This window comes from Pseudomonas sp. 91RF (assembly GCF_003576265.1).
Taxonomy (GTDB): Bacteria; Pseudomonadota; Gammaproteobacteria; order Pseudomonadales; family Pseudomonadaceae; genus Aquipseudomonas; species Aquipseudomonas kribbensis.
The window spans coordinates 1-13319 of the sequence record NZ_QWFC01000058.1; the positions used below are offsets into that span (position 1 = coordinate 1).

8 protein-coding genes and 1 pseudogene are annotated in these 13319 nt (G+C 55.7%); 8 read left to right on the plus strand and 1 reads right to left on the minus strand.

Going from position 1 to position 13319, the window contains the following annotated elements:
* The first annotated feature begins 323 nt into the window (after positions 1–323).
* The 3 genes and pseudogenes from DXT77_RS30230 to DXT77_RS30235 form a co-directional block, all read left to right on the plus strand.
* The gene (locus DXT77_RS30230) at positions 324–1322 is read left to right on the plus strand and encodes a hypothetical protein (RefSeq protein WP_256663065.1); all 999 of its coding nucleotides are present in this window, start codon (positions 324–326) and stop codon (positions 1320–1322) included.
* Positions 1323–1494: 172 nt separating this feature from the next.
* A complete protein-coding gene (locus tag DXT77_RS28880) occupies positions 1495–5301 on the plus strand; it encodes an SIR2 family protein (protein WP_119430097.1) in 3807 nt (1268 codons plus the stop codon).
* Positions 5302–5550: 249 nt separating this feature from the next.
* Positions 5551–5699, plus strand: a pseudogene (locus DXT77_RS30235) (IS3 family transposase); the annotation flags it as partial.
* Between the two features lie 519 nt (positions 5700–6218).
* Here DXT77_RS30235 and DXT77_RS28890 read toward each other — a convergent pair.
* On the minus strand, positions 6219–7133 hold the full coding sequence (locus tag DXT77_RS28890) for a LysR family transcriptional regulator (RefSeq protein ID WP_007958716.1): 915 nt from the start codon (positions 7131–7133) through the stop codon (positions 6219–6221).
* 238 nt (positions 7134–7371) lie between these two features.
* Between DXT77_RS28890 and DXT77_RS28895 the strand changes: the two genes are divergently transcribed.
* From DXT77_RS28895 to DXT77_RS28915, 5 genes are all read left to right on the plus strand, one after another.
* The gene (locus DXT77_RS28895) at positions 7372–8865 is read left to right on the plus strand and encodes an aldehyde dehydrogenase (RefSeq protein ID WP_119430098.1); all 1494 of its coding nucleotides are present in this window, start codon (positions 7372–7374) and stop codon (positions 8863–8865) included.
* Positions 8866–8897: 32 nt separating this feature from the next.
* A complete protein-coding gene (locus tag DXT77_RS28900; protein WP_119430099.1) occupies positions 8898–10268 on the plus strand; it encodes an aspartate aminotransferase family protein in 1371 nt (456 codons plus the stop codon).
* A 389-nt stretch (positions 10269–10657) separates the two neighbouring features.
* Positions 10658–11635 (plus strand): ABC transporter substrate-binding protein, encoded by a 978-nt coding sequence (locus DXT77_RS28905; protein WP_085712255.1) that lies wholly within the window; start codon positions 10658–10660, stop codon positions 11633–11635.
* Between the two features lie 10 nt (positions 11636–11645).
* On the plus strand, positions 11646–12449 hold the full coding sequence (locus DXT77_RS28910; RefSeq protein ID WP_119430100.1) for an ABC transporter permease: 804 nt from the start codon (positions 11646–11648) through the stop codon (positions 12447–12449).
* Positions 12437–13273: an ABC transporter ATP-binding protein gene (locus DXT77_RS28915; RefSeq protein WP_119430101.1), complete on the plus strand. Its 837-nt coding sequence runs from the start codon at positions 12437–12439 to the stop codon at positions 13271–13273. Before DXT77_RS28910 ends, DXT77_RS28915 begins: the two co-directional genes overlap by 13 nt.
* Positions 13274–13319 lie beyond the last annotated feature (46 nt).

The following is a 13319-nucleotide window of genomic DNA, read 5'->3' on the forward strand; positions in this document are numbered from 1 at the left end:
AAAAAACATCAGAAGAACCTGTGGCGATGGAGTTGGTGCCATGCCCTGGTAAAGGGCAGTTAGATGGGTCGCTCTTACGCGCAGCCGGCTTGGCCATGGTGACGTCCTGTCAAAAGCTCTCTTGGGCGGCAGAATCTATCACGAACTCCACGCCCATTATCACTTTTTGACCAATCGCGGATCTTGGTAGGGGACTGCTTTCGGCCAAAAGCAGCCGGTCGTTCCCTCAAATAAAAGTATCTACTTTGTTAATGATCTGGCGTGATAGTGGGCTAAGAGATATTGTTTGCGCTCCCGGTAGATTGCTGGCACAAGGAGAGGTTATGGAGAATCTAACAAGGAATCAGCATTTTATCTCTCAGTCCGAGCAACGTAGTAATTGCATCGACGAGAGCAGACCAAAGGATAAGCAACGAATCTACAAATTTGAAATTGTAGATCGAGAGAATAGCATTGTCCGCCTGACTAATGCAGAGGGCGTTAGAATTAAGAAAAATCTCTCTTTTGATGATCTTTTTAGTTTTGACGTCAAGAGCTCATCGGTAAGAAAAAATCTAGAGGATTTCTTTCAGAGATTTGAAGCGGATCTAGCTCCAGCCGCTGACCTTCTTATTTCAGAGTCAAAAGTCAATTCCGGAGGTGATGTTTTGAGGGGCGCCGCTGAAAGCGTCTTCAAATCGAAGTTTATGGGGTGGATAAGAAACCCATATTCTATTGCTCGAACAATTGATATGTTTAAGGGGCTTGCGGGATTGTACCCAACCGATCCTATTCTGCTAGCCGATTTCTGTGACATTCGCACGGGAATAAAGCCTCACCTACCTGCTGTTTGCGCAGAGTTTGGGGTGACGAGCGATCAGTATTTCCAGTGGTTAGAGATTATTTTTCTGGCATTAATGATCCCTCCTGGCGGCACAAAAAGTATTTTGGAATCGTCCGTCGAGAAGATTATTGAGTCAGAAGGGCACATGGGGCATGTCATAGTAGCGACTTTTGATGACATTGCTGGTTCCCGAGTTGCTATACCTGATACAGGTTATCTTCAAGGAACAAATGACCCCAATCACAATATGTTTCTTTTTAACTTGAGTCGCAGTGCGTTTGCTTCGTTCAATGTCGTTAACTTGTCAAGGCAGACCCTTGTGGAAGTGCCGGCGCAGATGAGGGGAAAAGTAAAGTTATTCAATATGAAGTTCTCGGCGCAGTATCATCATAATGTTATGAAACTACTTGAGAGGTTTAACGTGCTTGCCGCGTATCAAGCCCATTCTCATATTTTTTGTGCCGACCCCCAGATCTTTGGAATTACCACTTTTCAATGAGTGCTATTGCTTTACTCTGGGGGATTGAGCCGATTAGCGCCCGCTTCTGGCCGGAAGCGGACGGTCAGGAGCCGCAGCTAGCGGCCAAAAGCGGTTGTACCCAAGCGGCGGCCTTCGACCCTAGCAGCTCTTCGCTTAGGCACGCTATCCATTCTAGTGGTGAGTTGAACTTATGAAATTTTACGCCAGTGGTCCCTCGATACCAGATGTTTTACTAGAGCGTTGCGATGCCGGTCGCGTGGTGTTTCTATGTGGTGCAGGAGTCTCAATTCCGTCTGGAATGCCCACATTTATCGGGTTGACTCAATACGTCATCGAGTTCTTCGGCCCGCCTGACGATTCGGAAATTATGACCTCGTTTCTGCCGTGGTTGATTCGTGAGTCGGATTCGAACGTGCCGCTGGACCAGATTTTTAACCTTCTTCATTTAGAGTATGGCAAGGATGAGGTTAATGCCCTGGTCACAGAAAGGTTAAGTGTTTCTTTGGAAGGTCATGATTTTGGGCGGCAACACAACCTCATAAAACGCATTTCTTCTAGTCAGGGTGGAATGCCACAGATCGTAACGACAAACTTTGATAGGTTGTTTGAGTTGCCAGGTGACGCTGGTCAACTGAAGTTGCATGTTCCTCCTGCTTTCCCAAATCTTAATTTTGGCTTGAATATAGAAGGTATTACCTATCTGCACGGAAGACTAGTAGATACAACCGCAGAAAGTCATCCTTATGTCTTAAGTAGCGCCGATTTCGGGCGAGCCTATCTTTCCGAGGGCTGGGCGACAAATTTCATTAGGCATCTCCTTGAGCGCTATACGGTTGTTCTGGTTGGTTATAAGGCCGAAGATCCGCCGGTAAAGTATCTGCTTCAGGGGCTAAATCATGATGGCCAATATGATCGATCTAAGCTCTACGCCTTTGACCGGGGGACAGTTGAAGATGTCGAAGTCAAATGGCGTGATCGAGGTGTTACTGGTATTGCTTATTCCGATTACTCAGACTTGTGGAAAAGCATGGAGGCTTGGGCTGAGCGGTCCGATGATCCGCGCAAGTGGCGTTTATCCACGATTGCTAAGAGTCAGAGGGATCCAAAGGAATTAATGCCCCATGAGCGAGGTCAAGTTGCCCATGTGCTTCGCACTGTGCGGGGTGCGAGAGCGTTTTCAGAGGCTGAGCCTGTACCACATCCAGAGTGGATATGCGTGATGGATGCTAATGTCCGATCAGGCGAGAAGAGTAGCGGTTATGGGAGTGAAAGAGAAACATTCGATCCTGTTTCCCATTATGGGCTTGATGATGATCTGATAGATATCTCTGAAAATGAGCGCAGGCAAGGGGTCACTAATGACAATCTTCTTGTGTGGCGTGAGGAAGATGATAATCCGCACGACTCTCATCGTTTGGGTGGACGACAGGTGGAGGGCTTAGAGAGTACGCCAAAAAGGCTTGGCCACCTTATATCTTGGATTTGCAAGTCTATCAATAGTCCTGTTTTGGCCTGGTGGGCAGTTCGCCAGAATGGACTGCATCCTAGGTTGCTTCACCAAATTCAGTGGCATTTGAGGCATTCCAAACTCCTCTCCGAACGTGCTCGCCATTTATGGCGGCTACTTGTTGAGCATCATCAAGACCCTCGCAATCGTCGATGGAATGGTGAGTGGTTTGACTTTAAAAAATTGATTGATGCAGAAGGTTGGACCCCTAATGCTCTACGAGAGTTTCGGAGATTCGCGACGCCAAAACTGCAGATTAGCCTCCCGTCCGGCTTAGGGAAGTCAATGCCTCCATCAGCATCTTGGGAGGAAATAGATTTTGACGACTTAGGGCGGTTTGAGGTCGCGTTCCTTGATCGGAGCAATGAAGAATTACAGGTTCCAGATAGTCAGTTAAGTCAGGTTTTTGGGATTTTGGAACACCAGTTGACTGTTGTTTCCAGCTTGCTGGAAGATGTCGACGTTAAATTCTTCGATACACCTACCTGTTATCCAGAGCGTGATATAGGTGGGCGGGAGCGGGTCACAAGTACAGCTGAGCCTATGATTTGGTTCGTTCAGCTTTTTGACAGAATGGCTTCCACCTGGCCAGAGATTGCAAGAGCGCATGCAACTATCTGGTCTATGGATGAGCAATTTTTCTTTAGGAAGTTAAAGTTATACGCGTTTAGTAAGGTTGATATCTTTGATGCGGATCATGTAGCGCAGGCGGTTTTGGGCTTGAGCCAAGATGCATTGTGGGACACTGACGTGGTTCGTGAGCTGCTTTTTTTGCTTAGTGATCGGTGGGCAGAGTTTTCAACTGAATACCAGAGAAGAATTGCGGAGCGGATCATCGCTGGTCCCGATCAGCAATCTCACTGGTCTGATGAAGAGTTTCATGAAGTCAGAGATAGGATTGCGGCCAAATATGCTCGATATCTCGAAATTCAGGGCTGCAATTTGGCTGACGACCTCAGTCAGCGGCTTAAGGAAATTATTAGCGGGATTTCTGAGTGGAGCGACGGGTGGGCAACCTCTACAGTAACCATACATGGTTCGAGGGTAGGTTGGGTGGGTACTGACGAAGCTCCCGACAAACTTATGAATGTACCCGTTAACGAAGTGATTCCCAAGGCTAAAGAAGACCATCAGCGCGACTTCGGCAGCTTCACTGATAAGCGACCTTTTGCAGGATTGGTGAAAGCCAATCCTAGGAAGGCGCTTTCTGCGCTAACACTTGAAGGTAAGAGGGGTGAATACCCAAGTGCGTTTTGGAACTCCATGATCAACGATCTTCCAGCGGATATTTCTCCCAGACTGAAACGATTATTTATAAATAGACTGGCGCGCCTTCCGAACGTAGTTGTAGTAGAGCTGCGATACGTATTGACAAGATGGCTGGAGCAAAATATTAGGTCTGCCTTGGATCTTGATAGCGCCCTCGCTTGGGCTGTCTATGACAATGTTGTCGACGGAATTTTTAGTGGTGATGCTGATGCTACTGAGAGCGGAGTGGGTGAGGTTCTCCGTGGTGGGAAGGCTGTCGAGCGATCACGTCGCACTTACAACTATGCAATCAATGGTCCCATTGGTATGTGCGCCGAAGCTCTTCTACATGCACTTTCAAGTAATCAGCAGGGCGCGAATTCGTTAATCCCAGCTTACATAAAGTATCGTGTTGAGCGGCTTTTTTCTGCCCAGGGAGAGGGCGCGGATCACGCTGTTTCTATCGTGTTTCGTGAATTGAACTGGCTTATGTTTGTCGATCCAATTTGGACTCAGCATAAACTTATCCCAATGTTGTCGTTCGATCATCCAGTCTCAGAGCCTGCTTGGAATGGATTTCTTCATGTAAATATGCCCGCAACTGAATTGGTAGAGGTCATTAAGCCACTATTGCTTAATTTAATTCCGTGGATTAACGGTCTGTCTTGGGAACGCGATCTATCTCAGGTAGCCTCTCAATGGTTGGGGTTGATGAGGATTTTTCATCCGGATAGCCCAAGCGGGCTCACCCGAAGCGAAATGCGCTCGGTGCTCCGGGACATGTCCGACGATGAGCGAAATCAGTTCATTTTCTGGTTGGGGCTAGTTGGGCGGCAGAATGAAAACGGTTGGGTAGAGCACGTGATCCCATTTATTAATATGGATTGGCCAAGGGAGCGCCGATATAGGACATCTGCTTCGATAAAAGCATGGATCGGCCTACTTGATGATACGGGCGAATATTTTCCAAAGGTGTATGAGGCGGTGAAGAAATTCTTGGTGCCGGTGGAGATAAGTGACCATCCGTTTTATCGGTTTACCCTGGATGTCGGTGAAGAAAAACCTATAGCCGCTCTTTATCCTGAAGTTACGCTCGATCTTATGCACGCAGTTACTCCACAGGTGCTCACCAGAGCTCCTCACGAACTACCAAGCATACTTGCGTTGGTAGTTGAGAGCGCTCCTAGCCTTCAATCGGATACGCGCTATTTGCGTCTAATTGAACTTGTAGAAGCAAGCTGAGAAACAAGATAAATAACTAGGGTCGGGAGCGTGGGGGGCTTTCGACCCTGGGGGTTAGGCTCAAGTCTCAACCGACCTGCACTACTGCGCTAACGATGTCCGCTTTTGGCCGTTAGCGGTCCTTCGCGTACATCCGCTAGTGGCCTATTTTTGCCGCTCGAGGCGTCCCTGTGCGTTGGCCGAATTCGATGCAAACATCTCGTCAAGTCCAGTGCAAATGGCGGTCAACTTCATGCACCTACGGAAGAAAAGCGCGTTGAGGAGGATGATCAGAGCGCTCAGGTTCGTCTACTTGCCGAGCTGATACGGGTAACGGAGGAGCAAGACATTTTAAAAAGGGCCGCCGCGTACTTTGCCAAGGAGTGCGGCTGAAGTACGCCTTTATTAAGCAGCAAGCGGGCCATAGAATCCTCAAAAAATGTATTTTGAACATATTAGGCAATGATCAAGACGTTTTTTGACAATCGGAATGCAGATAATGGGCAATGGTGTTCGACAGGCGTCTCGTCGCAGCCGCCGGAACCCATCAGGTAATTCAGACTCGGATACGGTAATTGGACAGATGCTGCGGTTGGCGGAGCACTTAGGCGCAGCTCATCCGTCAATCACAGCTGGAAAACGGCGCTTGACCTAATAAAGGTGTGTTTAGCGTTTGGAGCGTCAATGTTTTTCCATCTAAACTCGGTTTGCCACTTGCACGGTGTCAATCCTCTCGAAAATGCCCCCTCAAAATGTCAATCCGTCCTCGCGCGATTGACAGTCAACGTTGTTGCTAACGAAACCTCCACAGGCCCAGTAAGTCAGAGCCTACAACTCTGTCAATGCAAAAGATGCTAGGTGATATCGACGATTACTGGCCGGATGATCCGCTGGTGGCAGAAGCTACCGCACGAGCCAAACCGCGCGGTACGTGAGGCTCAGCGGCTGGCCTTCGCCGTCAGCTGCTCCCGACAGTAATCAGCAAACAACTGCGCCGGTTTGGTCAGTTGCCCGCGTTTGAGCCACGCGGCTACCAGTCCCGAGCCGGTAACGTCTTCGACGATGTCGACGCACACGACTTTTTTGCCGTCGTAGGTGCATTCCGAATGGGGGCGGGTGACCAGGATCGAGAAACCGAAGCCCTGGCCGACCATGCCGCGCACCATTTCGATCGACGGCGAGCTGAACTCGATGCGCGGCGACAGCCCGAGTTCTTCGAACAGGCTGACGAAGTAGGTGCGGCTCGGCTGCACGTCGAGCAGGATCATCGGTTCCAGGCACAAGTCCCGCAGCGACACTTGCTTGAGTTGGGCGAAGCGGTGATCCGCCGGCAGCAAGGCGTAAGGCCGTTGGGCCGGCATCAGCGGTTCGGTTTCGATGGTGGCATCGAGGTCGTGCTTGTACAGGATCGCAAGGTCGAAGGTGCCCGAGGTCAGGCCTTGCACCAGTTCCTGTTGTTCGCCGTCGCGGATGCGGATCTTCACTCCGGGATACAGCGCCGAGAAGCCTGCAATCAGTTGCGGCAAATACAGCGGCGCGACGGTTTCGAAACAGCCGATATCGATCTGCCCGGCCACCACGTCGTTGTCGGCGAGGGCGTTCTGCTCGAACTCCTTGGCCATGCGCAGCAGTTCCTGGGCCTTGCGGAAGAACCGCGCACCGCTGGGTGTCAGGGACACGCCCTGAGCGTGATGGCGGATCAGCAGTTGCACGCCGAAGCTGTCTTCCAGCCCCTTGATCGCCGTGGAAATCGCCGGTTGCGCGATGTACAGCTTGCGCGACGCTTCGGCGACGCTGCCGCATTCGACGGTGGTGATGAAGTACTTCAACTGACGCAGGTTGTAAGCGGCCACGGTGAACCTCAAAGCGAACGGATTTCACATCCAAGCAATTTGTACGCCGCCGGCCTCCGTTCTGTCGGCGGTTTTTTTGTCCCTGAACAATAGCCCCATACGCGCGCGAGGGGGCCATCGGCTGGTTACCTTTTTTATTGTCTGCGAAGACATTTTTACTGGTTTTGGCTCGCGCCGGCCTGAGCGACTATCGACAGAAGCTGTTTATAAAAGAATAAAAGTCCAAGGAGCATCCACCGTGTTCGAACTTGCAGACTGGCAGCGCAAGGCCGCTGAATTGAGCTATCCGTACCAGGCCGTGATCGACGGCAAGCTGTGTGACGCGCAGTCGGGGCAGACCTTTGCTGCGATCAACCCGGCCACCGGCCAGTTGCTGGCAAACGTCGCCGCGTGCGGTGAAGAAGACGTCGATGCGGCGGTGAAAAATGCACGGCAAGTATTCGAGGCCGGCACCTGGGCCGGGTGTTCACCCACCGAGCGCAAGCAAGTGCTGTTGCGTCTGGCGGATCTGATTCTGGCCCATCGCGAAGAGCTGGCGCTGCTCGATTCGCTGAACATGGGCAAGCCGGTGATGGACGCTTACAACATCGACGTGCCGGGCGCCGCCGGGGTGTTCCGCTGGTACGCCGAAAGCCTCGACAAGCTCTACGATCAGGTCGCGCCGAGCGCCTCGAACGTGCTGGCGACCATCACTCGCGAAGCGCTGGGCGTGGTCGCGGCCGTGGTGCCGTGGAATTTCCCGCTGGACATGGCCGCGTGGAAACTCGCACCGGCGCTGGCGGCGGGCAATTCGGTCATTCTCAAACCCGCCGAGCAATCACCGTTTTCCGCATTGCGTCTGGCCGAACTGGCGCTGGAGGCGGGGTTGCCGGCCGGCGTCTTGAACGTGTTGCCGGGTCTCGGCGAACAGACCGGCAAAGCCCTGGGCCTGCACCCGGATGTCGATTGTCTGGTGTTCACCGGCTCGACCCAGGTCGGCAAATATTTCATGCAGTACTCCGCGCAATCGAACCTCAAGCAGGTGTGGCTGGAGTGCGGCGGCAAGAGCGCCAATCTGGTGTTTGCCGACTGCAAGGATCTGGATCTGGCGGCGCAGAAAGCCGCGTTCGGGATCTTCTTCAATCAGGGCGAAGTCTGCTCGGCCAACTCGCGATTGCTGGTGGAACGCTCGATTCATGACGAGTTCGTCGAGCGACTGAAGGCTCAGGCCGAACGCTGGCAGCCGGGCGATCCGCTGGACCCGGCGAGCGCGGCCGGGGCGATTGTCGACACCCGTCAGACCGAAAGCATTCTGCGCTTCATCCATCAGGCCGAACGCGAAGGTGCGACCCGCGTCTGCGGCGGGCGGCCACTGAGTTTCAACGGTTCGGACAACTTCATTCAGCCGACGATTTTCACCGACGTGCAGCCGCACATGACCCTGTTTCGCGAAGAAGTGTTCGGCCCGGTGCTGGCGGTGATTCCGTTCGATGACGAGGCCCACGCCTTGCAACTGGCCAACGACAGCGTCTACGGTCTGGCGGCGTCGCTGTGGACTGACGATCTGCACCGCGCCCATCGGGTGGCGCGGCAATTGCGAGCCGGTACGGTGTCGGTCAACAGCGTCGATGCGCTGGACGTGACCGTACCGTTCGGCGGCGGCAAGCAATCCGGTTTCGGCCGCGATCTGTCGCTGCACTCGTTCGACAAATACACCCAGTTGAAAACCACCTGGTTTCAACTGCGCTCATGACAGCCGCTCACAACAAAAAAGGAGATCCGGCGATGACCACCTCACGTGAAACCCGCGACTACCAGGCCGCCGATGCAGCGCACCACATTCATGCGTTCGTCGACCAGAAGGCCCTCAACGACGAAGGCCCACGGGTGATGGTGCGCGGCGAACGCCTGCACTTGTGGGACAACGACGGTCGGCGCTACCTCGACGGCATGTCCGGGCTGTGGTGCACCAACCTTGGCTACGGGCGCAAGGATCTGAACACCGCCGCGAGCCGGCAACTGGAGCAGTTGCCGTACTACAACATGTTTTTCCACACCACCCACCCGCAGGTGATCGAGCTCTCCGAACTGCTGTTCAGCCTGCTGCCGGGGCACTACAGCCACGCGATCTACACCAACTCCGGCTCCGAGGCCAACGAGGTGCTGATCCGTACCGTGCGCCGTTACTGGCAGGTGCTGGGCAAGCCCGAGAAGAAGATCATGATCGGCCGCTGGAACGGCTACCACGGTTCGACCCTGGCAGCGACGGCCCTCGGTGGCATGAAGTTCATGCACGAAATGGGCGGGATGATTCCCGACATCGCGCACATCGACGAGCCGTACTTCTTCGCCCACGAAGGCAATCTGACCCCTGCGGAATTCGGCCTGCGGGCGGCGCAGCAGCTGGAAGCGAAGATCCTCGAACTGGGCGCGGACAAGGTCGCCGGCTTCATCGCCGAACCGTTCCAGGGCGCGGGCGGAATGATCTTCCCGCCGGAAAGCTACTGGCCGGAAATCCAGCGCATCTGCCGCAAGTACGACGTGCTGTTGTGCGCCGATGAAGTGATCGGCGGCTTCGGTCGCACCGGCGAATGGTTCGCCCACGAATACTTCGGTTTCGAGCCGGACACCTTGTCCATCGCCAAGGGTTTGACCTCTGGCTACATCCCGATGGGTGGCCTGATCCTGTCGAAGAAAATGGCCGACGTGCTGGTGGAGCAGGGCGGTGTGTTCGCTCACGGCCTGACCTATTCCGGACACCCGGTGGCGGCAGCGGTGGCGATTGCCAACCTCAAGGCCCTGCGCGATGAAGGCGTGGTGACGCGTGTCAAGGATGACATCGGGCCGTACCTGCAACAGTGCCTGCGCGAGGTGTTCGGCAGTCACCCGCTGGTGGGCGATATCCAGGGCACGGGCATGGTCGCGGCGCTTCAACTGGCGGAAGACAAGGCCACACGCAAGCGCTTCGCCAATGAGAACGACATCGCCTGGCGCTGCCGCACGATTGGTTTTGAGGAGGGGGTGATCATTCGCTCGACCCTGGGGCGGATGATCATGGCGCCGGCGTTGACTGCCAGCCGTGAAGAGATTGACGAGCTGGTGGGCAAGACCCTGAAAGCGGTTGATCGTACGGCGCAGGAATACGGCCGGCTCTGAGATATTCGTAAAGCTCAAGGGCCTCATCGCGAGCAGGCTCGCTCCCACAATGGACTGGCGTCGTACACAAAATTTGTGGGCGATACCGCCTCCGTGGGAGCGAGCCTGCTCGCGATTGCGTCAGCCGATTCAACATCGTTTTTGCTGTCTTGCACCCCCTCCGTGCACCCCCGCCCGACGCGCCCTTTCGCGGTGCGCACTACCCAGTTTTTTCATCGTTCGCGTCTAACTATTTCCTCGTTTTCCTGACGCCGGGCCTGGGTCAACATCGATTTCGCCAGCCAAGGCATTGCCCGCCAGAGTCCGACAGAGACCGCAGCGTGCAATCGCGAGACCCCGGCTGGCCGTACTGCCCATGACAACTAAATCAACAGCGTTGGGAGTGCTCCATGAACAAGTCCTTGTTTACCCGTCTTGCTTGTCCTCTGGCGATTTCCGCCCTTTCCGTCACCGCCGCCCAGGCTGGCACCTTGTCGATCGGCCACACCACGTGGGTCGGTTACGGCACCCTGTATCTGGCCCAGGATCTGGGCTACTTCAAGGAAAACGGCCTGACCGTCGAATTGCCGGTGGTCGAAGAAGCCTCGATGTACATGGCCGCCCAGGCGTCCGGGCAATTGTCCGGCTCGGCCTCGACCATCGACGAAGTCCTCAAGTACCGCCCGCAGTTCTGCTTCAAGGCTGTGGCTGCGCTGGATGACAGCCATGGCGGCGACGGCGTGCTGGTCGGTAAAAACGTGAAGAGCCTGCAAGAACTCAAGGGCCAGGCCGTGGCCGTCAACGAAGGGTCGACCTCGCAGTTCTGGCTGTCGTACCTGCTGAAAAAGAACGGCATGCGCATGAGCGACATCACCGTGCAGAACATGACCGCCGACGATGCCGCCACCGCGTTCATCGCCGGTCGTGTGCCGGCCGCCGTGACCTGGGAGCCGCATCTGTCGATGGTGCGCGACAAGCAGCAGGGCAAGGTGCTGATCGACAGCAGCAGTACCCCCGGCGTGATCGTCGATGTGGTGGCGCTCAACTGCACGGTGATCGAGAAGCAGCCGGAAGACGTCAAGGCGCTGGTCGCCGGCCTCTACAAAGCCGTGCAGTACACCAAGGACCATCCACAGAAAGCCTACGAAATCATGGCCAAGGGCGTCGGCGGTTACCTGTCCGATCCGAAGGAACTGGCCGCCGCCGCGCAAGGCGTGCGCTTCTACGATCAGGCCATGAGCGAGAAGTTGCTCGGCAAACCGGGCGCGCCGGGTGACAGCGAGCCGCTGATCAAACTGGCCAACGAAACCGCCAGCGAACTGCAGGGCAAGCCCTACAACGTCAGCAACGACGATCTGGTCGACAACCGTTTCGTCAGCCCGCTCTAGGAGACTGGTCATGTTCAAGCGCAATTCATGGCTGAGCCGCTGCATCACGCCGAAAACCGGATTGCCGGTGCCGGTGGTGTGGAGCGCCAGCGGCCTGGCCTGGGTGTTGCTGGTCGGCCTGTGGGCCGGGTTGTCCTACGGCGGCATCGTGCCGGGGATGTTCCTGCCGACGCCCGGTGCGGTGGTCGAAGCCGCCGTGCGCCTGAGCCGCGACGGCACCCTCGGCCAGCATGTCTGGGCCAGTGTCGAAGTGGTAATGGTCGGCTTTATCGTGTCGTCGCTGGTGGCGGTGCCGCTGGGTTTGCTGATGGGCAGCTTCCGCATCGTCCAGGCGTTCCTCGAGCCGATGGTCAACTTCATCCGCTACCTGCCGGTGACCTCGTTCGTACCGCTGTTCATCCTGTGGATCGGCATCGGTCTGGAGCAGCGGGTCTCGGTGATCATTTTCGGCGTGTTCTTCCAGCAACTGGTAATGGTCGCGGACGTGTCCAAAGGCATTTCCAAGGACTTGATCAACGCTTCCTACACCCTCGGTTCCAACCGGCGTGACGCGGTGCTGCATGTGATCGCCCCGGCGTCGTTGCCTGGTGTGCTCGACACCTTGCGGGTGACCATGGGCTGGGCCTGGACCTATCTGGTGGTCGCCGAACTGGTCGCCGCATCCAGTGGCCTCGGTTACTTGAGCCTCAAGGCCATGCGCGGCTTTCAGGTCGACGTGATTTTTCTCGCCATCGCGATCATCGGCCTGCTGGGCCTGGTCACCGATCAACTGTTCCGCTTCTTGCGTTTGAGGATTGCCGCATGGGCTCAGTAACCGCTGCCAACCGTCGTTTCATCGAGCCGGTCGCCGCACCGGCACACGCCGCGCCAAGGTTGCAGGTGGACAAGGTCAGCCTGCGTTACACCAAGCCCGGCGGCGGTACGTTCACCGCGCTGGAGGAAGTGTCGTTCGAAGTGCCGGATCAGCAATTCGCGGTGCTGGTCGGGCCGTCGGGCTGCGGCAAGTCGAGCCTGCTGTACCTCACCGCCGGCCTGGCCGAGCCGACGTCCGGCGAGATCTACGTCGGCGGCCAGCAGGTGCAGGGCCCCGGCGCTGATCGCGGGATGGTGTTCCAGAGCTACACACTGTTCCCGTGGCTGACGGTGCGGCAGAACGTCGAGTTCGGCCTCAAGCGCCGGGGCATGCCGGCGGCCAAGCGCAAGGAAATCGTCGATCACTACGTCCATGAAGTTGGTTTGTCAGGATTTGCCGACAACTACGCCAAGCAGTTGTCCGGCGGCATGATGCAACGGGTGGCGATTGCCCGGGCACTGGCCAACGACCCGCAGATCCTGCTGATGGACGAACCCTTCGGCGCCCTCGACAGCCAGACGCGCCTGCAAATGCAGCAGCTGTTGCTGCGGGTGTGGGGTAACAGCAAGAAGACCGTGCTGTTCGTCACTCACGACATCGACGAAGCGATTCTGCTCGGCGACCGGGTGTACGTGATGGGCGCCAGGCCGGGGCGGATCAAGCAGATTCTCGATGTGCCGATCGAACGCCCACGCACCCTGGACATGGTCATGGAGCGCTCGTTCATCGACATGAAACGGCAGATCTTCGGGCTGTTGCACGACGGTCTTGAAGAAGCTCACTGAAACCACCGTCCATCATGTGGGAGCGAGCCTGCTCGCGATGGCGGAA